The organism is Ramlibacter sp., from assembly GCF_028291745.1.
GTDB lineage: Bacteria > Pseudomonadota > Gammaproteobacteria > Burkholderiales > Burkholderiaceae_C > Ramlibacter.
This window is the reverse complement of sequence record NZ_JAQGNQ010000025.1, coordinates 1-22,190: the sequence shown is the minus strand read 5'-3', so window position 1 is coordinate 22,190 and position 22,190 is coordinate 1. Positions and strand designations below refer to the sequence as shown.

The 22,190-nt window shown below is 67.0% G+C and carries 23 protein-coding genes; 11 read left to right on the top strand and 12 right to left on the bottom strand.

Annotated features, from left to right (window positions below):
• Positions 1 to 55 precede the first annotated feature (55 nt).
• Positions 56 to 1,096: a histidine kinase gene (locus tag JWP60_RS04050; RefSeq protein ID WP_299786631.1), complete on the bottom strand. Its 1,041-nt coding sequence runs from the start codon at positions 1,094 to 1,096 to the stop codon at positions 56 to 58.
• A gap of 105 nt (positions 1,097 to 1,201) precedes the next feature.
• Between JWP60_RS04050 and argH the strand changes: the two genes are divergently transcribed.
• The 3 genes from argH (at position 1,202) to JWP60_RS04035 (ending at position 5,322) form a co-directional block, all read left to right on the top strand.
• Positions 1,202 to 2,593 (top strand): argininosuccinate lyase, encoded by a 1,392-nt coding sequence (gene argH / locus JWP60_RS04045; protein WP_299786629.1) that lies wholly within the window; start codon positions 1,202 to 1,204, stop codon positions 2,591 to 2,593.
• A 150-nt stretch (positions 2,594 to 2,743) separates the two neighbouring features.
• The gene (locus tag JWP60_RS04040; protein WP_299786627.1) at positions 2,744 to 3,892 is read left to right on the top strand and encodes an alpha-hydroxy acid oxidase; all 1,149 of its coding nucleotides are present in this window, start codon (positions 2,744 to 2,746) and stop codon (positions 3,890 to 3,892) included.
• 176 nt (positions 3,893 to 4,068) lie between these two features.
• Positions 4,069 to 5,322, top strand: coding sequence for a DNA polymerase IV (locus tag JWP60_RS04035; protein ID WP_299786625.1), 1,254 nt, complete (start codon positions 4,069 to 4,071; stop codon positions 5,320 to 5,322).
• Position 5,323: 1 nt separating this feature from the next.
• Here the strand turns inward: JWP60_RS04035 and queF are convergent, their stop codons facing one another.
• The 4 genes from queF to JWP60_RS04015 all read right to left on the bottom strand — a co-directional run bounded on the left by queF (position 5,324) and on the right by JWP60_RS04015 (position 8,180).
• Positions 5,324 to 6,169, bottom strand: coding sequence for an NADPH-dependent 7-cyano-7-deazaguanine reductase QueF (gene queF, locus JWP60_RS04030; RefSeq protein ID WP_299786623.1), 846 nt, complete (start codon positions 6,167 to 6,169; stop codon positions 5,324 to 5,326).
• A gap of 82 nt (positions 6,170 to 6,251) precedes the next feature.
• The gene (locus tag JWP60_RS04025; protein ID WP_299786621.1) at positions 6,252 to 7,115 is read right to left on the bottom strand and encodes a 2OG-Fe(II) oxygenase; all 864 of its coding nucleotides are present in this window, start codon (positions 7,113 to 7,115) and stop codon (positions 6,252 to 6,254) included.
• Complete coding sequence (yaaA, locus tag JWP60_RS04020; RefSeq protein ID WP_299786618.1) at positions 7,112 to 7,888, bottom strand: peroxide stress protein YaaA; 777 nt, start codon at positions 7,886 to 7,888, stop codon at positions 7,112 to 7,114. The genes JWP60_RS04025 and yaaA overlap by 4 nt, the downstream gene beginning before the upstream one ends.
• Before the next feature lie 13 nt (positions 7,889 to 7,901).
• A complete protein-coding gene (locus JWP60_RS04015; RefSeq protein ID WP_299786616.1) occupies positions 7,902 to 8,180 on the bottom strand; it encodes a hypothetical protein in 279 nt (92 codons plus the stop codon).
• A gap of 81 nt (positions 8,181 to 8,261) precedes the next feature.
• On the opposite strand from JWP60_RS04015, the gene hemA reads away from it, so the two are divergent.
• The 5 genes from hemA to JWP60_RS03990 all read left to right on the top strand — a co-directional run bounded on the left by hemA (position 8,262) and on the right by JWP60_RS03990 (position 13,149).
• Positions 8,262 to 9,533, top strand: a complete 1,272-nt coding sequence (hemA, locus tag JWP60_RS04010) for a glutamyl-tRNA reductase (protein ID WP_299786614.1) — start codon at positions 8,262 to 8,264, stop codon at positions 9,531 to 9,533.
• Between the two features lie 119 nt (positions 9,534 to 9,652).
• Positions 9,653 to 10,750, top strand: coding sequence for a peptide chain release factor 1 (gene prfA / locus JWP60_RS04005; protein ID WP_299786612.1), 1,098 nt, complete (start codon positions 9,653 to 9,655; stop codon positions 10,748 to 10,750).
• Positions 10,747 to 11,571, top strand: a complete 825-nt coding sequence (prmC, locus tag JWP60_RS04000) for a peptide chain release factor N(5)-glutamine methyltransferase (protein WP_299786610.1) — start codon at positions 10,747 to 10,749, stop codon at positions 11,569 to 11,571. Before prfA ends, prmC begins: the two co-directional genes overlap by 4 nt.
• 44 nt (positions 11,572 to 11,615) lie before the next feature.
• The gene (grxD, locus tag JWP60_RS03995; protein ID WP_299786608.1) at positions 11,616 to 11,945 is read left to right on the top strand and encodes a Grx4 family monothiol glutaredoxin; all 330 of its coding nucleotides are present in this window, start codon (positions 11,616 to 11,618) and stop codon (positions 11,943 to 11,945) included.
• Positions 11,946 to 12,153: 208 nt separating this feature from the next.
• On the top strand, positions 12,154 to 13,149 hold the full coding sequence (locus JWP60_RS03990; protein WP_299786606.1) for an AAA family ATPase: 996 nt from the start codon (positions 12,154 to 12,156) through the stop codon (positions 13,147 to 13,149).
• A 49-nt stretch (positions 13,150 to 13,198) separates the two neighbouring features.
• Here the strand turns inward: JWP60_RS03990 and JWP60_RS03985 are convergent, their stop codons facing one another.
• From JWP60_RS03985 to JWP60_RS03975, 3 genes are all read right to left on the bottom strand, one after another.
• Entirely contained in the window at positions 13,199 to 14,350 is a 1,152-nt protein-coding gene (locus tag JWP60_RS03985; RefSeq protein WP_299786604.1) for an IS30 family transposase, read from the bottom strand.
• Between the two features lie 169 nt (positions 14,351 to 14,519).
• A complete protein-coding gene (locus JWP60_RS03980) occupies positions 14,520 to 15,179 on the bottom strand; it encodes a lytic transglycosylase domain-containing protein (protein ID WP_299786650.1) in 660 nt (219 codons plus the stop codon).
• A 17-nt stretch (positions 15,180 to 15,196) separates the two neighbouring features.
• On the bottom strand, positions 15,197 to 16,942 hold the full coding sequence (locus tag JWP60_RS03975) for a proline--tRNA ligase (protein ID WP_299786602.1): 1,746 nt from the start codon (positions 16,940 to 16,942) through the stop codon (positions 15,197 to 15,199).
• 92 nt (positions 16,943 to 17,034) lie between these two features.
• Here JWP60_RS03975 and JWP60_RS03970 point away from each other — a divergent pair, with 92 nt between their 5' ends.
• Together JWP60_RS03970 and JWP60_RS03965 are read left to right on the top strand one after the other, a co-directional pair.
• On the top strand, positions 17,035 to 17,694 hold the full coding sequence (locus JWP60_RS03970) for an RNA pyrophosphohydrolase (protein WP_299786649.1): 660 nt from the start codon (positions 17,035 to 17,037) through the stop codon (positions 17,692 to 17,694).
• Complete coding sequence (locus JWP60_RS03965; RefSeq protein WP_299786600.1) at positions 17,684 to 18,202, top strand: CNP1-like family protein; 519 nt, start codon at positions 17,684 to 17,686, stop codon at positions 18,200 to 18,202. The genes JWP60_RS03970 and JWP60_RS03965 overlap by 11 nt, the downstream gene beginning before the upstream one ends.
• 186 nt (positions 18,203 to 18,388) lie before the next feature.
• Here the strand turns inward: JWP60_RS03965 and proB are convergent, their stop codons facing one another.
• The 4 genes from proB to rplU all read right to left on the bottom strand — a co-directional run bounded on the left by proB (position 18,389) and on the right by rplU (position 21,354).
• Positions 18,389 to 19,525, bottom strand: coding sequence for a glutamate 5-kinase (gene proB, locus JWP60_RS03960; RefSeq protein WP_299786598.1), 1,137 nt, complete (start codon positions 19,523 to 19,525; stop codon positions 18,389 to 18,391).
• Between the two features lie 54 nt (positions 19,526 to 19,579).
• Positions 19,580 to 20,653, bottom strand: coding sequence for an Obg family GTPase CgtA (gene cgtA, locus JWP60_RS03955; protein ID WP_299786596.1), 1,074 nt, complete (start codon positions 20,651 to 20,653; stop codon positions 19,580 to 19,582).
• A gap of 70 nt (positions 20,654 to 20,723) precedes the next feature.
• Positions 20,724 to 20,984, bottom strand: coding sequence for a 50S ribosomal protein L27 (gene rpmA, locus JWP60_RS03950; RefSeq protein WP_299786594.1), 261 nt, complete (start codon positions 20,982 to 20,984; stop codon positions 20,724 to 20,726).
• Between the two features lie 55 nt (positions 20,985 to 21,039).
• A complete protein-coding gene (gene rplU / locus JWP60_RS03945; protein ID WP_299786592.1) occupies positions 21,040 to 21,354 on the bottom strand; it encodes a 50S ribosomal protein L21 in 315 nt (104 codons plus the stop codon).
• Between the two features lie 204 nt (positions 21,355 to 21,558).
• On the opposite strand from rplU, the gene JWP60_RS03940 reads away from it, so the two are divergent.
• Positions 21,559 to 22,190 (top strand): polyprenyl synthetase family protein (locus JWP60_RS03940; protein ID WP_299786647.1); only part of this gene is annotated, 632 nt, incomplete at its 3' end.

Genomic DNA, 22,190 nt, shown 5'->3' with positions numbered 1-22,190 from the left:
GCACCGGCGGCGTGCCGCGCACGCGCCTCGTGACCCCTGGCGTGGGCCCGCGCTCTCACGCGGGAACCTCCATGCGCACCTGGTACAGCCCATCCATCAGCGCCGTCTGGAACTGCGCCTGCACGTCGTGCAGCAGCCGCAGGCGATCGCGCACGTTGTCCTGCGCCACGCCGTGTCCCGGCCTGCCCTGTCCGGCCGGTACCGTGTTGGTTACCTTGATCACCACCACGCCCCCTCGCTTTTGCGTGGACACCTTGACGTCCGCGCCCGAGGGGCTCGGCTCGACTCCGTGCTTGACCGCATTCTCCACCAACGGCTGCAAAAACAATGCAGGCACGCGCGCGCTGCCCGCCGCCGGGTCGATGGACCACTCCACGCGCAGCCGCTCGCCGAAGCGGATCTGCTCGATGTCCAGGTAGTGGCGCGCCAGCTGCACCTCCTCGGAGAGGGTGGCCGACTCGCCCTTGCTGACCAGGGCATGGCGAAACAGCTCGCTGAGGTCTTCCAGCAGGGTCTCCGCCTTGCGCGGGTTCTCGCGCACCAGCGCGATCGCGCTATTGAGGCTGTTGAACAGGAAATGCGGCCGGATGCGCGCCTGCAGTTCCGCCAGGCGCGCGGTGGTTTCCGCCGGCATGCGGCCCTTGGCCCGCAGCACCAGCACGAAGACGATCACCGAGGAGAGCAGCGCGCCGGCGCAAGCGGATGCGAGCCAGGGCACGCGCGCGGGCGCGCCGACCAGGGCCAGCACGCCGCAGCCATAGAGGCCCGAGATGGCGCCGGCCAGCACGCCGGTGGCCTGCTGCAACACGGGCCGCAGGCGCGCTATCAGGTTCTTGCAGCTGCAGGTGAGCACCAGCCATCCCAGCGTGGCGGGCAGGGCCGCGCCACTGAAGATGGCGAAGTTCTGCACCCAGGCGATGAACTCGCCGCTGGGGAACATGGCGCCCACGGCGGCCACGGCTTCCACGAACAGCACCGCGCGCAGCACGACACCGATCTGGCAGGCATCGAACAGCAGCGGCGGACCCTGCTTGGCCGCCGCCATGGGTTCACGTTGCAGTTCCTGGAACGCGGATAATAGTTGCGAGTCGTCCATCAGACTTCCGGGCGCGCCCGCGCGCCATCACCGGTGCCTCCTTAGGCCCCGATTATTGGTGAAGCAGCGCCCCTGTCCATTTGCCAGCGCATCCAGTGCACCCCTATGAGCCAACTCGATCACAAGTCCGCGGCGTGGTCCGCCCTGTTCAGCGAACCCATGAGCGACCTCGTCAAACGCTACACCGCCAGTGTGTTCTTCGACAAGAGGTTGTGGCAGGCGGACATTGCCGGCTCGCTGGCGCACGCGGCGATGCTGGCGAAGCAGGGTGTCATTTCCGCAACGGATCTGGCCGACATCCGCCGCGGCATGGAGCAGATCCGGCAGGAGATCGAGGCCGGCGGCTTCGAATGGAAGCTCGATCTGGAGGACGTCCACCTCAATATCGAGGCGCGCCTCACGCAATTGGTGGGTGACGCGGGCAAGCGCCTGCACACCGGCCGCAGCCGCAACGACCAGGTGGCCACCGACGTGCGCCTGTGGCTGCGCGGCGAGATCGACCTGATCGCCGAGCTGCTCGTGGGCCTGCAGCAGGCGCTGCTGGCGCTGGCCGAGGCCAACGTCGAAGTGGTGATGCCCGGGTTCACGCACCTGCAGGTGGCGCAGCCCGTGAGCTTCGGCCACCACATGCTGGCCTACGTGGAGATGTTCGCGCGCGATCACGAGCGCATGCTCGACGTGCGCAAGCGCGTGAACCGCCTGCCGCTCGGTGCGGCCGCCCTCGCCGGCACCACCTATCCGCTCGATCGCGAATACGTCGCGCAGCAACTGGGCATGGAAGGCGTGTGCCAGAACTCGCTGGACGCGGTGAGCGACCGCGACTTCGCCATCGAGTTCGCGGCCGCGGCCTCGCTCGTGATGGTGCACGTGAGCCGCTTCTCGGAAGAACTGATCCTGTGGATGTCGCAGAACTTCAGCTTCATCCGCATTGCCGACCGCTTCACCACCGGCTCGTCGATCATGCCGCAGAAGAAGAACCCCGACGTGCCCGAGCTCGCGCGCGGCAAGACCGGGCGCGTGGTCGGCCACCTCATGGGCCTGATCACGCTGATGAAGGGCCAGCCCCTGGCCTACAACAAGGACAACCAGGAAGACAAGGAGCCCCTGTTCGACACGGTCGACACGCTCAAGGACACGCTGCGCATCTTCGCGGAGATGGCGGGCGGCATCACGGTGCAGCCGCAGGCGATGGAGCAGGCGGCGCTCAAGGGCTATGCCACGGCGACCGACCTGGCGGACTACCTGGTGAAGAAGGGCCTGCCTTTCCGCGATGCGCACGAGACGGTGGCGCATGCGGTGAAGGCGGCGGTGTCGCACAACTGCGATTTGTCCGAGCTGCCGCTGGCGGTGCTGCAGCAGTTCAACCCGCAGATCGGCAAGGACGTGTACGACGCGCTCTCGCTGCGCGGGTCCTTGAATGCCCGCAATACGCTGGGCGGCACGGCGCCGGCGCAGGTGCGGGTGCAGATCGAGCGGCATCGGGTCCGTCTGGCGTAGTCCCGATGTCATTGCGGGCTCGACCCGCAATCCATGCGGCGGTGGATGAAGAGCCGCATGGATCCCGGGTCAAGCCCGGGATGACATCCTTCGGCCCGGGATGACATGCACCGAGCCTCGGTTACGATTCCCCGCAAACGAGGAGACCCGATGCCTGTCATCACCAACATCGAAGACCTGCGCGTGCTCGCCAAGCGGCGCGTGCCGCGCATGTTCTACGACTATGCCGACTCCGGCTCGTGGACCGAGAGCACCTACAAGGCCAACGAGGCGGACTTCGAGCGCATCCTGCTGCGCCAGCGGGTGGCGGTGAACATGGAAGACCGCAGCACCCGCAGCACCATGGTGGGCCAGGAGGTTGCGATGCCGGTGGCGATCGCCCCGACCGGCCTCACCGGCATGCAGCACGCGGACGGCGAGATCCTGGCCGCGCGCGCCGCCAAGAAGATGGGCATCCCCTTCACCCTGTCGACCATGAGCATCTGCTCGATCGAGGACGTGGCCGAGGGCACCGGCCGCCATCCCTTCTGGTTCCAGCTGTACGTGATGCGCGACCGCGGCTTCATCGAAAGCCTGATCGACCGCGCCAAGGCCGCCGGCTGCTCCGCGCTGGTGCTGACGCTGGACCTGCAGATCCTCGGCCAGCGCCACAAGGACCTGAAGAACGGCCTGACGGCGCCGCCCAGGCTGACCCCCGGCAACATCCTGAACATGGCGACCAAGCCGCGCTGGTGCATGGGCATGCTGGGCACCAGGCGGCGGGGCTTCGGCAACATCGTGGGCCACGTCAAGGGCGTGGAGAACATGGGATCGCTGTCCGAGTGGACGGCCAAGCAGTTCGACCCGCGGCTGTCGTGGAACGACGTGGAGTGGATCAAGAGCCGCTGGGGCGGCAAGCTGATCCTCAAGGGCGTGCAGGACGTCGAGGACGCGAAGCTCGCCGCCGCCTCGGGCGCCGACGCGGTGATCGTCTCGAACCACGGCGGCCGCCAGCTCGATGGCGCGCCTTCCTCGATCTCCGCGCTGCCGCACATTGTCGAGGCGGTGGGCGACCGCATCGAGGTGCACATGGACGGCGGCATCCGCTCGGGCCAGCACGTGCTCAAGGCGATCGCCCTGGGCGCCAAGGGCACCTACATCGGCCGCGCGATGCTGTACGGCCTGGGCGCGATGGGCCAGGAGGGCGTGGAGCGCGCCCTGGAGATCATCCGCAACGAGCTGGATCTGTCGATGGCCTTCTGCGGCCGCACCAACATCCGCGACGTCGACAAGAGCATCCTGCTGCCGGGGACTTACTGAGGCTGCTTCGGTGCGCTAACGGGCATCGCGCCAGAACAGGCAGTTGGAACGCAGAAATCGCAGAAGTTACGCAGAAGACGCAGAAGGACATCCATCCTCGAATGGTTTTTTCTGCGTGTTCTGCGTCACTTCTGCGTCTTCTGCGTTCAAATTTCTCATTCGCGCCTCGACGCAAAATGAGCCCCCCGATCCGCCGCATCGCCCACCTCGACATGGACGCCTTCTTCGCGTCCGTGGAGTTGCTGCGCTATCCGCAGTTGAAGGGCCTGCCCGTGGTGATCGGCGGCGGTCGCCGGCGGGCGGATGACGAATTGCTGGTGCGCTTTGCCGACCGGCCGCTGTCGCGGATCCCGGTCGAGGCCTTTCCGCTGCTGAAGGACTACGTCGGCCGCGGGGTCATCACCACGGCGACTTATCCGGCACGCCAGTTCGGCGTCGGTTCGGCCATGGGCATGATGAAGGCGGCGAAGCTGTGCCCGCAGGCGATCGTGCTGCCGGTGGATTTCGACGAGGTGCGCCGCTGTTCGCGCACCTTCAAGTCCGTGATCGCGGAAATCGCCCCCGTGATGGAGGACCGCGGCATCGACGAGGTCTACATCGACTTCACCGAGGTGCCCGGCGGCCAGCGCGAAGGCGGCCGCGTGCTGGCGCGCCTGATCCAGAAATCCATCTTCGAGGCGCTCGGCCTCACCTGCTCCATCGGCGTGGCGCCCAACAAGCTCATTGCCAAGATGGCCAGCGAGTTCAACAAGCCCAATGGCATCTCGATCCTCTTCGAAGAGGACGTGCAGAGCAAGATCTGGCCGCTGGCCGTCCGCAAGATCAACGGCATCGGCCCCAAGTCGGAGGCCAAGCTGCACCGCCTGCACCTGCACACCATCGGCGACCTCGCGGCGCAGTCGCGCGAATGGCTGGTCGACAACTTCGGCCAGGCCTACGGCCACTGGATGCACGATGCGGCCTGGGGCCGCGACGACCGCCCGGTGGTGACCGAAAGCGAGCCCGTCTCCATGAGCCGCGAGACCACCTTCGAGCGTGACCTGCATGCGGTGCGCGATCGCGCGGAACTGGGCGCGATCTTCACCGACCTGTGCACGCGCGTGGCCGACGACCTGCAGCGCAAGGGCTACGTGGGCCGCACCATCGGCATCAAGCTGCGCTACGACGACTTTCGCACCGCCACGCGCGACCTCACGCTGGACGACTACACAGCGGATGGCGCGACGATCCGCAAGGCTGCAGGGCAGTGCCTGAAGCGGGTCGACCTGTCACGCAAGCTGCGCCTGCTGGGTGTGCGCGTGGGCAAATTGGCGCGCGCCGATGCGGTGGCGGCCGAAGCGCCTGCGCAGGCAGCGGCTGCGCCCCTGGCCTCCGAGCACACGCCCGACCTGTTCCAGGACCTGCAGCCGGCCGCCAGCGAACCCCCCTGAGCTACTGCCGCGCGGTGCGCACGTTGGCCGGCAGCGGCATCGGATGGCTGGTGCGCAAAGGGTTGATATCGAGACCGCCACGGCGCGTGTAGCGCGCGTACACCGAGAGCTTCAGGGGTTTGCAGCGCCGCCACAGGTCCATGAAGATGCGCTCGACGCACTGCTCGTGGAATTCGTCGTGATTGCGAAAACTCACCAGGTAGCGCAGCAAAGCGCCCTGGTCGATCTGCGGCCCGGCATAGCGGATCTGCACGCTGCCCCAGTCCGGCTGCCCCGTCACGAGGCAGTTGCTCTTGAGCAGGTTGCTGGTCAGAACTTCCTGAACCGGCTGCTCGCCGAAAGCGGCGGTCAGCAGCTCGGGCGCCGGCGTGTATTGCGTGCACTCGATGTCGAGCCGGTCGAGGCTGAGGCCATCGAGTTCGTGCACCGGCTCGCGGTCGAAGGCGTCCGGCAGCAGGATGCGCACGCCCACCGAGGACTGCGCCGGCGCGCCGCGCCACACCGCCTCGCTCAGGTCGGCCCGCAGGCGATCGCGCACCTCGTCGGCCGAGGCAAACGGGGTGCCGTTGAAGCTGCCCAGGTACAGCTTGAGCGACTTGCTCTCGATGATGTTGGGCGTCTCGCAGGGAATCGTGAAGTGGGCGATCGCCACCTGCGGCTTGCCGCGCGGCGTGAGCCAGCTCAGTTCGAAGGCGGTCCACAGGTCGGCACCGAAGAAGGGCGGCGCGCTGGCAATGCCGAGCTCTTCGCGCTTGGGCGCCCGTTCGATCGGATACAGCAGGCTCGCGTCGTAGCGGTCGGGATAGTCGACCGGCTGGCCCAGCTTGGACTGTTCGGGGGAATTCATGTCTCGCAGACTAGCCGCAGATGCGGCACCAGGGGCTCCAGGATGCGCTCGACCACGGCTGGCGGAAGGTCATGGCCCATCGCTACTCGAAACGCCGCTCGCGCAGCCACTTGGTGGCGATCCACTTCTCGCCGGCCAGCACCGGCGCGCCGCCGTGCAAGGTGCGGGTGGAGGGATGCGCCCGGTCGTAGCTGAAGAAGACCGCGTTGCCGCGCTTGGGCCCGACCTCCAGGTGGACATCGGGGAAGACCGTGCCGCCGCCCTTTTCCGGCTCGGCCAGGTAGATCAGGATGGTGCCAACGCGCTGGCCGCCGCGACGCAGGATGGTCGGCGTGCCCGGTTCGGCCGGGTCGAAATAGTCGTAGTGCGGCTTGTATTCGGCGCCCGGGCCGTACTGCAGGATCTGCAGGCCCTCGCCGTTTTCCTCGGGCCAGTTCACCAGCCTGGCGATGCGCTGTTCGATGCGGCGCAGCAGCTCGCTCTCGCCACGCTGGAAGAACATGCCGTTGCTGGTGCGGTCGGCATTGACCTCCTCGCCGCCCGTCTTGGTGGCCACCGTCAGCGAACGCGCCAGGCGCGGCTTGGCCAGCGCGATCAACTGCTCGCATTCCTCGTCGGAGAGCAGGCCGCCGAACACCACCACGCGCGGGCTGTACATGGCCTGCAGCACGGCCACCCGGCGGTCGCCCGCATCGATATACAGCGGCGATTCGTCGAGTGCGGCATCGGGCACCGGCACGGCGGGCGGCAGGCCCTGGACCTGCGCCTGTTCCTCCAGGTGGCCGCGCAGGGTGGACTCCATCGCCTCGATGGCGACGTCTTCGGTCCAGCCGGAGGCAAGCATCGCCTTCAGCACGGACTCGGCGGGGTGGCCCGCCTGCGCCTGTTCGACGATCCATTTGCGCAGCTCGGGGCTCACCTGCTGCTGGGTGCCGGTCGTGGTCATGTTTGCGTCCTGCGCCTGAAGACCAGCCGCTCGGCTTGCGAGGCGGCGGCATCGAAGGCATAGCCGTCGAGGTTGAACTGTTCCAGTTTGCGCGGGGTTTCCACCCGCCTGGTGATTGCATAACGGGCCATCAGGCCGCGCGCCTTCTTGGCCGAAAAGCTGATGATCTTCCAGCCGCCCGGCCGCCACTCCTCGAACACGCAGTCGATCACCCGCGCCCTGAGCGCCTTGCGATCGACCGCCTTGAAATATTCCTGCGAAGCGAGGTTGACCACCACCGGCGTCTTGTCCGCGGCCACCGTGGCGTTCAGGCTTTCGGCAATGCGGCTGCCCCAGTAGCGGTACAGGTTGGGCGCCTCGCCCACCTCCAGTTGCGTGCCCATCTCCAGGCGATAGGGCTGCATCCAGTCCATCGGCCGCAGCACGCCGTAAAGGCCGCTCAGGATCCGCAGGTGCTGTTGCGCCCAGTCCAGGTCGGCCGGCTTGAGCTGGCGGGCCTGCAGGCCGTCATAGACGTCGCCGTCGAAGGCCAGCACCGCCTGCCGCGCGTTGCGCCCGGTGAACTTGCGCGACCACGCCTGGTAGCGCGCCGCATTGAGGGTGGCCAGCGGGTCGCTGATGTCCATCAGCGTGGCCAGCTGCTGTGGCGACCTGCGGCGCAGCACCTCGATCAGCCGCGCCGAATCGTCCGCGAACGCCGGCAGCGTGTGCGGCAGCTCCGGGAGCGGCGTCTGGTAATCGAGGGTCTTGGCCGGGGAGAGCAGGAACAGCATGGGCCAGCCGATTCTAGGGGCGCCAGGCTTTGCCGATGAGCCACTCGCAGGTGGCCACCACGGCCACCAGGGCGACATAGGTGGCCATCTTGCCGTCGTGGCCGAAGAAGCGCAGGCCCGCGACGAGCACCGCCACGCCCGCAGCGAAGTCGATGGCGAAGGAGAGCCCCCAGCGGCGCGGCGCTCCGCCGCGCGGCAACACCAGCCGTGCCGCGAGGGATACCACCATGGCCACGGCAAGGGCGGGTGCTATAAAGCCCAGCAGGTGCCGGGCCAGTTCAAGGGGGTTCAAGATGAGGGCGGTTGATCTCAAGCAAGTGGGATTGATCGGGCACCAGGTGCTCGATCCGGATCGAATTTTATAATTCGCGCCATGGCTGTCTGGGCACTGGGGATCAATCACAACACGGCACCGCTGGATCTGCGGGGCCGGTTCGCGTTTGCCCTCGACCAGATCGCGCCCACCTTGCACCAGCTGCGTGACAGCTTCGGCCTGCGGCTGGGGGGCCGGCCCGAGGCCGCCATCCTCTCCACCTGCAACCGCACCGAGATCTACTGCGCCGGCCGCCAGCACGAGATCGACACCACGATCGAATGGCTGGCGCATTCCGGTGGGGTGCCTGCCGACCTGCTGCGCAGTCACTCGTATCTGCTGCAGGACGCTGGCGTGGCGCGCCATGCCTTTCGCGTCGCCAGCGGGCTCGATTCCATGGTGCTGGGCGAGGCGCAGATCCTCGGCCAGCTGAAAGACGCCGTGCGCGTGGCCAACCAGGCCGGCGCGCTGGGTACCACGCTGAACCAGCTGTTCCAGCGCTCCTTCGCGGTGGCCAAGGAGGTGCGCACGTCCACCGAGATCGGCGCCCATTCCATCAGCATGTCGGCCGCCGCGGTGCGCCTGGCCGGCCAGCTGTTCGAGGATCTCGGCAAGGTCAAGGTACTGTTCGTCGGCGCCGGCGAGATGATCGAGCTGGCCGCCACGCACTTCGCGGCGCGCAGCCCCCGCGGCATCGTCGTCGCCAACCGCACGCTGGAGCGCGGCGAGAAGCTGGCCAGCCGCTTCGGCGGCGAAGTGATGCGCCTGGCCGACCTGCCCACGCGGCTGCACGAATTCGACGTGGTGGTGAGCTCCACCGCCAGCCAGCTGCCCATCATCGGCCTCGGCGCCGTGGAGCGGGCGCTCAAGGCCCGCAAGCACCGGCCGATGTTCATGGTCGACCTCGCAGTGCCGCGCGACATCGAGCCCGAGGTCAAGGCGCTGGAGGACGTGTACCTCTATACCGTGGACGACCTCGCCCACGTGGTGCAGACCGGCCATGCCAGTCGCCAGGCCGCGGTGGCCCAGGCGGAGGCCATCATCGATGCCGGCGTGCAAAGCTTCGTGCACTGGCTCGACCAGCGCCACAGCGTGCCCCTGATCCAGCAGCTCAATCAGCAGACGGACGAATGGCGCGCCGCCGAACTGGCGCGCGCGCGCAAGCTGCTGGCCAAGGGCGAGGACATCGACACCGTGCTCGAGGCCCTGTCGCGCGGCCTCACCCAGAAGATGCTGCATGGCGCGATGGCCGAACTGCGCGCGGGCGACGCCGAGTCGCGCCAGCGGGCGAGCGCGGCGGTCGAACACTTCTTCCTGCGCAAGGAGCGTTAGCGGGCCTGGACGCCCTGCCCATGTCATGCCGGGCCTGACCCGGCATCCATGCGGCTGAAGTCGACCCGCCGTCGTGGATGGCGGGTCAAGCCCGCAATGACATCCTCTCTCCCGCTTTCGTGAAACCCTTCCTCCGCCAACAACTCGAACGCTTCCCGGTCCGCCTGCAGGAGCTGGATTTCTTTCTCTCGCAGCCGGACGTGGTGAACGACATGGAGCGTTATCGCGAAATCACGCGCGAGCACGCCGAGGTCACCGAGATCAACGGCGTCTACCAGCGCTTCCTGCAGCGCGAGCGCGACCTGGCACAGGCGCGCGAGATGCTGGAAGACGCCGACCTGGCGGAGATGGCGCGCGAGGAGATCGCCGGGCTCGACACCGAGCTGCCGCAACTGGAAGCCGACCTGCAGGCCCTGCTGCTGCCGCGCGACCCCGACGACGTGCGCAACATCTTCCTGGAAATCCGCGCCGGCACCGGCGGCGACGAATCGGCCCTGTTCGCCGGCGACCTGCTGCGCATGTACACCCGCTACGCCGAGCGCCAGGGCTGGCGCACCGAGATCGTCAGCGAGAGCGAGGGCGACGTCGGCGGCTACAAGGAAGTGGTGGTGCGCATGGCGGGCGAAGGCGCCTACGGCAAGCTGAAGTTCGAGTCCGGCGGCCACCGCGTGCAGCGCGTGCCCACCACCGAGAGCCAGGGGCGCATCCACACCAGCGCCTGCACGGTGGCCGCCCTGGCGGAACCCGATGAAGCGGCCGCGGTGCAGATCAATCCGGCGGACCTGCGCATCGACACCTACCGCGCCTCGGGCGCGGGCGGCCAGCACGTGAACAAGACCGACTCCGCGGTGCGCATCACGCACATCCCGACCGGCATCGTTGCCGAATGCCAGGACGACCGCTCGCAGCACCGCAACAAGGCCAAGGCCATGCAGGTGCTGGTCGCCCGCATCCAGGAGAAGGACCGCTCCGAGCGCGCCGCCAAGGAGGCCGCCACCCGCAAGGGCCTGATCGGCAGCGGCGACCGTTCGGACCGCATCCGCACCTACAACTTCCCGCAGGGGCGGATGACCGACCACCGGATCAACCTCACGCTGTACAAGCTGGCCGCGATCCTGGAAGGCGACCTCGACGAAGTGATCGCCGCCCTGCTGCTGGCGCGGCGCGCGGAGCAACTCGAGGAGCTGGAAGTCGGCATGGGCGGCGTGCGCACGTGACGCTGAAGGAGGCGCTCGCCCACGCCGCGCGAGCGGGGCTGGCGCGCATCGATGCGGCTTTGCTGCTGCTGCACGTGCTCGGCCGCACCGCTGCGGAGCGCGCCTGGCTGATCGCGCACGACGAAGAGGCGCTCGCGCCCGATCACGAGGCGTCGTTTCTGGCGTTGTGCCTGCGCCGCGCCGAGGGCGAGCCCCTCGCCTATCTGGTTGGGTCCAAGGAATTCTTCGGCCTGCCCTTGCAGGTGGATGCGCGCGTGCTCGTGCCACGCCCCGACACCGAGACATTGGTGGAATGGGCCCTGGAACGGTTGGGGAGGATTCCCCAACCCCGGGTGATCGACCTGGGCACCGGCAGCGGGGCGATCGCGCTGGCGATCCAGTCGGCGCGGCCCGATGCGCAGGTCGAGGCGGTGGATCGCAGCGCGCAGGCGCTGGCCGTCGCCGCTGGCAACGCGCAGCGCCTGGGCCTGCCCGTGCAGTTCCGCCAGGCCGATTGGCTGCAGGGGGCCGGGCGCTACCACCTGATCGTGAGCAACCCGCCCTATATCGCGGCCGCCGATCCCCACCTGCCCGCGCTGCGCCACGAGCCGAGCCAGGCGCTGGTGGCCGGGGCTGACGGCCTGGACGACCTGCGCGCCATCGTCGCCGCAGCGCCCGCCCACCTCGAGCCGGGCGGCTGGCTGCTGCTCGAACACGGGTGGGATCAGGCGGACGCGGTGCGGGCGCTGCTGGGCGCCGCCGGCTTCCGCGACACGATCAGCCGGGCCGACTTGGCCGGCATTGCCCGCTGCTCCGGCGGCCGCCTTCTTGAACTGGGATAATCCGCCGCAAGCTAAACGGCAGTTCCTGCCAGGAGAATCTTTCCATGAGCGACGTGCAACAACGCCTGACCGACCTCGTCAAGAGCAGCGACGTGCTGCTGTTCATGAAGGGCAACGCCTCTTTCCCGATGTGCGGCTTCTCGGGCCGCGCGATCCAGATCCTCAAGGCCTGCGGCGTCAGCCCGCAGCAGCTGAAGACGGTGAACGTGCTGGAGGACGACGAGATCCGCCAGGGCATCAAGGAATTCAGCAACTGGCCCACCATCCCGCAGCTCTATGTGCGCGGCGAATTCATCGGCGGCTCGGACATCATGATGGAGATGTACCAGAGCGGGGAATTGCAGCAGGTGCTGGGGGCCCCGGCGCAGGCGTAAATTGGACAAAACGAGCCGCCTGATGGCGGCTCGTACCTTGGCGGCGCGCTGCGCGCGTCGGCAGCACTCGACCCGCGCGACTGCCACTGCCCTGCCTCCCTCGTTCGCAATCGACTCCCTCTGACACCGTCGTGCGAAAGCCCGACCATTGATCACAGCCTGGCACGGCCTATGCTGTCCTCAACGTACAGTCGTCAAGGAGTGGTCGATGCAATCCAGAAGCCTCGTTCCGCAGACCCAGGGCCTGAAGCTGCCCATTGCCAATCTGCGCAGTGTCTTTCGCCCGCATGACGTCGAGCGCAAGCTCGCCAAGCTGGCGGCCCGCGACCACGAAAACCTGCGCGCCACCTACGAACGCATGCTGGAACGCGGCCCCGAGCGCTTCCAGGTCAAGCCGAGCGGCGTGCCGGAGATGGCATCGTTGTACGAACAACTACCCAATTTCGCCGACGCGCTGGACGACCTGAAGCGCCACGTCGCCCTGGCGCAGGATTGCGGCGACGGCATCGAGATCACGCCCATGCTGCTGCTCGGGCCGCCCGGTATCGGCAAGACCCACTTCGCGCGCCAGCTCGCCGAACTGCTGGGCACCGGCATGAGCCTGGTTCCCATGAGCTCGATGACGGCCGGCTGGCTGCTCTCGGGTGCCTCGTCGCAGTGGAAGGGCGCCAAGCCCGGCAAGGTGTTCGAGGCGCTGGTCGACGGCCAGTACGCCAACCCGGTGCTGGTGGTCGACGAGATCGACAAGGCAAGTGCCGATGCGCAGTACGACCCGCTGGGCTCGCTGTACAGCCTGCTGGAACATGACACGGCGACCTCCTTCATGGACGAATTCGCCGAGGTCGCGATCGATGCGAGCCAGGTGATCTGGATCATGACGGCCAACGATGACCGCTGCATTCCCGAGCCGATCCTGAACCGGATGAACGTCTTTGAGATCGAGGCGCCCACGCACGACCAGGCCCGCACGATCGCCCGCAACCTGTATTGCGCGATCCGGGGCGAACACGGCTGGGGCCGCAACTTCGACGAGGAACCGGCCGATGACGTGCTCGACTGCCTGGCCGACCTGGCCCCGCGCGAAATGCGCCGCGCGCTCATGACCGGCTTCGGCAATGCGCGCTTGGCCCACCGGGAATCCGTGCACACCGACGACTTGCCGAAGTGCAGCGGGCAGAAGACGCGGATGGGGTTTGTGCAGTAAAGACATCCACATCCAGCAACCGGACGCAGAAGGCGGCGGATTCAACCGGTCACTGCAACAGTGACGCTGCGAGTCTATCTGCAGGCGTTTTGTAGCCGAGGGTTTTGCGCGGACGGGTATTGAGCCGGTCGGCCACAGCATCGAGCTGCTCCTGGCTGAATACCGATAGGTCCGTGCCTTTGGGGAAATACTGACGCAGCAGGCCGTTGGTGTTTTCGTTGGATCCACGCTGCCACGGGCTGCGCGGGTCGCAGAAATAGACCTTCACGTCGGTGGCTACGGTAAAGCGCTTGTGGGCGGCCATCTCCTTGCCTTGATCCCAAGTCAACGTTCTCATCAATCCGGCGGGCAGCTGCAGCACGTGCTCGGCCAGCGCGCTGACCACCGTCGCGGTCTCCCTGTTTTCCACGCGAACCAAGCTGACGTAGCGTGAGTGGCGCTCCACCAAAGTGGCAATGTTGGTGTTGTGAGATCCCGCGATGAGATCGCCTTCCCAGTGGCCAGGCACCGCTCGATCTTCAGCTTCGGCCGGTCGCTCGCGAATCGAGACCGCATCCACAATCCCTCTCGGATGCCCCTTGAGAGTTGCCGTCTTGCCCCGTCGTATCGCCCGGCCGCTGCGCAAGTGGCCGACCAGCTCCTTCTTCAGGAGCCCGCGGGCTTGGATGAACAGGCTGCGGTAAATCGTCTCGTGTGAGATTTGCATCGCCGGCTCATTGTGATGAGTCTCTTTGAGCCAGCCGGCGATCTGCTGCGGGGACCAGTCCTGCTGCAGCCTTTCGGCCACGATCCTCTTGAGTGGCTCGTTGTCGGCCAGTGCACAGGATTTAGGCCGTTCTGCGGACGACCAGGCCCGGTGCTCAGCCGCCTGCGCCCGGTAAGCGTCGCGCCCGCCGTTACGCTGGATTTCGCGACTGATTGTCGAAGGGCTGCGCCCCAGCAGCCGGGATAACGCCCGCACGGATTGCCCGACCACCAAACCACGGGAGATTTCCTCGCGCTCGGTGGCGCTCAGATGATGGCCCGCACGGTTGCGCTCCCTAGGCGCCACGCCACCAGAGCGCTGCAGGACCCCGTAAACAGTGGTCCTGTTCACGCGCCCAAGGGCGGCACTGATCTCCATCAGCGTCTGCCCCTGCTTCCATCTGGCCCAAAGCTCCCGGCTTTCCTGCGGGGAGAATCGATATCTGCGCGTCTTCATGGCGGTCCTTCTACAACACGTTGCGATCGTGTTGCGATGACCGGTTGAATCCGCCGCGCAGAAGTTTCGCAGAAGGCGCAAAAAAAACATTCAGAAATTGGATGTCCTTCCGCGTCTTCTGCGTAACTTCCGCGTCTTCTGCGTCCGGATGGCCGCATTCAGCGCCCCCCTAAGCCCCGCCCTGAACCTTCTCCGGTGGCACGCCCGGCAGCGGCGAGGCCGGCGGTGGCCCCTCTTCTTTCCATTCCCACGCCTTGCTCGCCGCGAACACTGCGTCCGGGTACTGCGGCTGGCCGCGGCTGCCGTTGTAGCGGCCTAGCGCCAGGAACAGGTCGCCCCGTTCGCGATCGAGATAGTGCCGCAGGATCACGCAGCCGAAACGCAGGTTGGTCTGCATATGGAACAAGGCAGACGGATCGCCATCGCCGATCAGGCGGCTCCAGAAAGGCATGACCTGCATGTAGCCGCGCGCACCCACGGGACTGACCGCGTACTTGCGAAACGCACTCTCCACCTGCACCAGGCCCAGCACCAGGCCCGGGTCGAGCCCCGCGCGCTTGCTCTCGTACCACGCCGTCTGCAGGAATTCGCGGCGCTCGCTGGTGTCCGGCTTGCGCGCGCGCAGGCGATGGCTCATCGCCCCCAGCCAACGCAGGTACTTGATGTGCCCATCGGGATCGGCGAACTGCGGAATCGGCGGGGCGCTGTTCGCCACCGCTGACGTGAGCGCTGTCCGCACGGAGTCGGCCAGTGGTTCCTCCAGCTGCCCGCCCGCGCGCGCCGGGCTGCCCACCAGGCACCAGGCGGTGCCGGCCAGCAGCGGCCGCAGGCAGGCGCGCCGGGTGATCACGCCGCCAGCCTTCCCCGCAGGAAGGCAGCGATCTCGCTGGCCGGGACCTTGCTGGCAGCAGGCTCGCGGCGGTGCTGGTATTCCAGCTGGCCTTCCTTCAGGCCGCGATCAGAGATCACCACACGATGCGGCACGCCGATCAGTTCCCAGTCGGCGAACATCGCGCCGGGACGTTCGCCGCGGTCGTCCAGCAGCACGTCGACGCCGGCGGCCGCGAGTTCGTCATGCAGCTTTTCGGCGGCGGTCTTCACGTCCGCGCTGCGGTCCATGCCGATGGGGCAGATCACCACCGTGAAGGGCGCGATCGCGTCGGGCCAGACGATGCCCTTGTCGTCGTGGTTCTGCTCGATCGCCGCGGCCGGCAGGCGCGTGATGCCGATGCCGTAGCAGCCCATCTCGAACAGCTTGGGCTTGCCGTCCTCGTCGAGGAAGGTCGCGTCCATGGCCTTGCTGTACTTGGTGCCGAGATAGAAGATGTGGCCCACCTCGATGCCGCGCTCGATCGCCAGCTTGCCCTTGCCATCCGGAGAAGGATCGCCCTCGACCACGTTGCGCAGGTCTGCCACCGCATCGGGCTCGGGCAGGTCGCGGCCCCAGTTGACGCCGGTGAGGTGATAACCCTCCTCGTTGGCGCCGCAGATCCAGTCGGCCAGCGCCGCCACCTCGCGGTCGGCAACGATCTTCACCGGCTGCTTGAGCGCGATCGGGCCGAGATAGCCCGGCCTGGTGCCGAAGTGCGCCTCGATCTCGGGCACGGTGGCGAAGCGGAAGCCCTCGTTCAGGCCCGGCACCTTGGAGACCTTGATCTCGTTCATGTCGTGGTCGCCGCGCACCAGCAGCAGCCACACCTGCGACTTCACGGGCGTGCCCTGCGCATCGAGCGTGTCGGTCGCCAGCACCAGCGACTTCACCGTGGTGTTCAGCGGCACGTTCAGCAACTGCGCGACGTCTTCGCACGTGCTCTTGCCGGGCGTGGGCACCTTGTGCATCGGCTGCGTCGCGGCCGCGCGCGGGCCGGCGGGAGCGAGTGCCTCGGCCTTCTCCATGTTCGCGGCGTAATCGCTGTCCGGGCAATAGACGATGGCGTCTTCGCCGGTGGCGGCGATCACCTGGAATTCTTCCGAGAGGTCGCCGCCGATGGCGCCGCTGTCCGCCGCCACGGCGCGATAGCGCAGACCGAAGCGATCGAAGATGCGGCGATACGCGGCGGCCATCACTTGGTAGCTTTTCTTCGCGCTATCGGCGTCGCGATCGAAGCTGTACGCATCCTTCATGATGAATTCGCGCCCGCGCATCAGGCCGAAGCGCGGCCTTCTCTCGTCGCGGAACTTGATCTGCACCTGGTACAGGTTCTTGGGCAGCTGCTTGTAGCTGCGCAACTCCTGGCGGGCGATGTCGGTGACGACTTCCTCGCTGGTGGGCTGGATCACGAAGTCGCGGTCGTGGCGGTCCTTGATGCGCAGCAGCTCGGGGCCCATCTTCTCGAAGCGGCCGGACTCCTGCCACAGCTCCGCCGGCTGCACGATGGGCATGGAGCATTCGACCGCGCCGGCGCGATTCATCTCCTCGCGCACGATCGCTTCGACCTTGCGGATCACGCGCACGCCCATGGGCATGTACGTGTAGATGCCGGCACCGAGTTTCTTGATCATGCCGGCGCGCATCATCAGGCGATGGCTGGCGACTTCGGCGTCGGCGGGTGCTTCTTTCAGCGTGGAAATCAGGAACTGCGAGGCTCTCATCGGACGGGCAAGAAGGTGGGAGTAGCTGAGCCCTTCCAGCGCGCAGGAGCGCCGTGCATAATGAACTCAGTTCAAAGATTTGGGGTGTGATTATGCTTGACCGGGACGGCTTCAGGCCTAACGTCGGCATCATCCTGCTCAACCAGAGAAACCAGGTGTTCTGGGGCAAGCGCATCCGGACACACAGCTGGCAGTTTCCGCAGGGCGGCATCGATCGCGGCGAAAGTCCCGAACAGGCGATGTTCCGGGAACTGCACGAGGAAATCGGGTTGATGCCGGATCACGTGCGCATCGTCGCGCGCACGCGGGATTGGCTGCGCTATGAAGTACCCGAGCGCTACATCCGCCGCGATGCGCGCGGACATTACAAAGGCCAGAAGCAGATCTGGTTCCTGCTGCAACTGACCGGGCAGGACTGGAACCTGAACCTGCGTGCTACCGACCATCCCGAGTTCGACGCCTGGCGCTGGAACGAGTACTGGGTGCCGCTCGATGTGGTGGTCGAATTCAAGCGCGGCGTCTACGAGATGGCGCTGCGCGAACTGGCGCGTTACCTGCCGCGGTTCGACCACCGCAATCGCTACTTGCGCAGCGGGATGCGTACGCGCGAAGGCGAACACGCCGGGCATGAACTGCCCAACGGAAGCATCCTGTCCGGCCCTCCCATGGAGCTGCCGCCCGGCGCCACCTTCGAACCGAATCCGCAGGGACGGGCCCACCCGTGCCCTGCCAAGGGAAAGCATGCAACGTAGATTCCTGGCGCTGGCCTTGTACAGCGTCGCGGCCTGGGCCTCGGCGCAGACCATTCCCGACCCTGCCAGCGAATGGAAGGAACTCGACGCACCGCCGCCGCCGCCCTTGCACACGCAAGGCCTGGTGCCCGTCGACGTGCTGCGCACAGGGGCCCTGCGCTTCGGCGTCGACCCGGCCTCGATCACCGTCGGCGCCGACCGCGTCGTCCGCTACGTGGTGGTGGCGACCAGCAGTTCCGGCGTCGTCAACGGCATCTACGAAGGCATTCGCTGCGACGCCGGCGAGGTGAAGGTGTACGCGCGCCACAACCCGGACAGCGGCTGGGTGCCCACGCGCGATGCGGAGTGGCAGAACATCTTCACGACGCCCAACAACAGCCACAGCCTGGCCATTGCCCGCAGCGGCGCCTGCATGGACAAGGCCCCGAACGGCTCCGCGGTGCAGATCCTGCAGGATTTGCGGGCACCGGTGGATCGCCGGTTCGAGCGGGGTGGGTCGAACCGGTAGGCTGAGTGGATGTGATTCCGGGAGCGGATGTCATTGCGGGAGCGGATGTCATTGCGGGCTTGACCCGCAATCCACGACGGCGCTTGCACCACGGCCGCATGGATCCCGGGTCAAGCCCGGGATGACATCCGGGCGCGGGATGACATCCGGGCCCCGCGATGACATCCGGGCCCCCCGACCTCCCCTTCAGCGTGTGACCACCAGGTTGGTCCGATGGATCATCTCCGGCTCCGCCACGTACCCCAGCAGCTTTTCGATCTCGCTCGAGGGCTTGCGGCATAGCAGCCTCGCTTCCGCCGCCGCATAGTTCGCCAGCCCGCGTGCGACCTCCTGGCCGGCGGGGTCGCGGACTGCGATCACTTCGCCGCGCGAGAAGTCGCCTTCGACGCCGGTCATGCCGATGGTCAGCAGGCTCTTGCCTTCCGAGCGCAGCTTGCCCGCGGCGCCCTCGTCGACGGTCACCGCGCCGCGCAGTTGCAGGTGGTCGGCCATCCAGCGCTTGCGGGCCTGCGACTTCTGCGTCGGTGCGACCAGCAGTGTGCCGATCAGCTCGCCGCGCGCCAGGCGCAGCAGGCAATCCGTTTCGCGGCCCCAGGCAATCACGGTCGATGCCCCCGAGCCCGCGGCCCGCTTGGCCGCCAGCACCTTGGTGATCATCCCGCCCTTGCCGATGCTGGAGCCGGCGCCGCCTGCCATCTGCTCCAGGCCTGGCTCGCCCGCGCGCGCCTCGTGGATGAAGCGCGCCTGCGGATCCTTGCGCGGGTCGGCGCTGTACAGGCCCTTCTGGTCGGTGAGGATCACCAGCAGGTCGGCCTCCACCAGGTTGGCCACGAGCGCACCCAGCGTGTCGTTGTCGCCGAACTTGATTTCGTCGTTGACGACCGTGTCGTTCTCGTTGATCACCGGCAGCACGCGCAACTGAAGCAGGGTGAGCAGCGTGGAGCGGGCATTGAGATAACGCTCGCGATCGGCCAGGTCCGCATGCGTCAGCAGCACCTGCGCCGAGCCCATGCCGTGTTCGCGCAGCTTGGTCTCGTACATCTGCGCCAGGCCCATCTGCCCCACGGCGGCGGCGGCCTGCAGTTCGTGCAATTGATGCGGGCGCGTGCTCCAGCCCAGGCGCTTCATGCCCTCGGCGATGGCGCCGCTGGACACCATGATCACCTCGCGTCCCTGCGCCGCGAGTGCCGCGAGCTGCCGGCACCATTCGCCGATCGCGCCCTCGTCGAGGCCACGGCCTTCGTCGGTGACCAGGCTCGAGCCCACCTTCACCACGATGCGCCGCGCCTCGCGCAGCACCGCCGATCCGTTCTTCTCCGTCATCAGAAACCCTCAGTCGTCCGTCCCGCCGCGGCTGGCCAGCCGCGGGGCCTCACGTCACGGATTGTCGCTGCTCGCGAAGCGCGGGTCGACGATCTCCGCCGGCGGCTGTTCGGCGATCTGCTGCGCGCGAATGTGCTGGTAGACCGCGCGGATCAACGGCTCGCAGCCTTCGCGGGTGAGCGCGCTGATCTCGAACACCGGGCCCTTGTACTTGAAGCGCTTGACGAAGTCCTTCACGCGCGCAGCGCGCTCCTCGGTCGGGACCATGTCCAGCTTGTTCAGCACCAGCCAGCGCGGCTTGTCGTAGAGGGCAGCGTCGTACTTCTTCAGTTCGGCAACGATCGCCTTGGCCTGCGCCACGGGATCGACGCCCTCGTCGAAGGGCGCGATATCGACCACGTGCAGCAGCAAGCGCGTGCGCTGCAGGTGACGCAGGAACTGGTGGCCCAGGCCGGCGCCTTCGGCCGCGCCCTCGATCAGCCCCGGCACGTCGGCGATCACGAAGCTCTGCTCCGGGCCGACCCGCACCACGCCGAGGTTGGGATGCAAGGTGGTGAAGGGATAGTCCGCGATCTTCGGCCGGGCGTTCGACACGGCGGAGATCAGCGTGGACTTGCCGGCGTTCGGCATGCCCAGCAGACCGACGTCGGCGAGCACCTTCAGTTCGAGCTTGAGGCTCTTCTTCTCGCCCGGCCAGCCGGGCGTCTTCTGCCGTGGCGCGCGGTTGATCGAGCTCTTGAAGCGCATGTTGCCGAAGCCGCCGTCGCCGCCCTTGGCGATCATGATCTTCTCGCCGGGCTGCAGCAGTTCGTACAGCACCTCGCCGGTCTCGGCGTCGGTGATGATCGTGCCCACGGGCATCTTCAGCGTGATGTCGCCGCCCATGGCGCCGAACATGTCGGACCCCATGCCGTGCTCGCCGCCGGCCGCCGCGTGGCGGCGCGCGTAGCGGTAGTCGACCAGCGTGTTGAGGTTGGGATCCGCCACCGCCCAGACGTGGCCGCCGCGGCCGCCGTCGCCGCCGTTGGGACCACCGAATTCCTTGTACTTCTCGTGGCGGAACGAGACGCAGCCGTTCCCCCCATCGCCGGCAGCGATGTCGATGAAGGCTTCGTCGACGAACTTCATGCTTTCATTCTCCAAAACAACGAAGCCCCGACAAGTCGGGGCTTCGCGGACTTGCGGACCTGAGATTAACTCAAGCCGCCGGGGTCACGTTGACCATGTGCTTGTTCAACGAACCCTTGACCTTGAAGCTCACGTGGCCGTCCACCAGAGCGAACAGCGTGTGGTCCTTGCCCAGGCCGACGTTGGTGCCGGGATGGAACTTGGTACCGCGCTGGCGCACGATGATGGAACCGGCGCTGATCAGCTCACCGCCGAATGCCTTCACGCCGAGCATCTTGGGCTGGGAATCCCGCCCGTTGCGCGTAGAGCCGCCGCCTTTTTTCTGTGCCATTTGCTTTCCAATCAGTCGGGGACAGAGCTAAAGGTCTGTCCCCAAAATCATTAGCTCACGCGCCAGCGATGTCACCGATTTGCAGTTCGGTGTACTGCTGGCGGTGGCCCTGGTGCTTCTGGTAGTGCTTGCGGCGGCGCATCTTGAAGATGCGCACCTTGTCGTGCTTGCCGTGCGCCACGATCGTGGCTTTCACCGTGGCACCGGATACCAGGGGCACTCCGATCTTCAGGTCGCCGCCGTTGCCGACTGCGAGAACCTGGTCGATGGTGATTTCCTGGCCGATGTCCGCAGCAATCTGTTCTACTTTGATCTTATCGCCGGAAGCAACACGATACTGCTTGCCTCCGGTTTTTATGACCGCGTACATGGTTGACCTCTTGAGGATTCTTCTCCGGACCCATTTCCGGAAAAGCCCAAGACTATAGCATGGTTGGTGGTCGCTCACAAGCTGCGCGCGGTCGCTGGCCGCAGTGGCGCTGGGGCCTTTCTATAATCCGCCAACTTTGCGGATCCCGTCTTGACCGATTCCTCCCCCAGCGCCTCCTCCGTCCTTTCCTCGATCGCTCAGGACATGCGCGAGGTCGACGCCGTGATCGCCCTGCGCCTCGCCTCGGGCGTGCCGCTGGTGGCCGAGGTGGCGCGCTACATCATCTCCTCGGGCGGCAAGCGCCTGCGGCCGGCCCTGCTCCTGCTGATCTGCAATGCCCTGGGCTACCAGGGCCCGCAACGCTTCAACCTGGCCGCGGTGGTGGAGTTCATCCATACCGCCACGCTGCTGCACGACGACGTGGTGGATGAATCCACCCTGCGCCGCGGCCGCGCCACCGCCAACGAGCGCTTCGGCAATCCGGCCAGCGTGCTGGTGGGCGACTTCCTCTATTCGCGCGCCTTCCAGATGATGCTGGACGCGCATGACATGCGCGTGATGGAAATCCTGGCCGACGCCACCAACGTGATCGCCGAGGGCGAGGTCCTGCAGCTGATGAACATGCACGATCCCGCGCTCGACGAAGCGGCGTACCTGCAGGTGATCCGCTCCAAGACCGCCAAGCTGTTCGAGGCCAGCGCGCGACTGGGTGCGGTGCTGGCGGGTGCCTCGCCGCAAGTGGAACAGACCTGCGCCGAGTATGGCCAGGCGCTGGGCACCGCCTTCCAGGTGATCGACGACGTGCTCGATTACACGGGTACAGCGCAGGAGTTGGG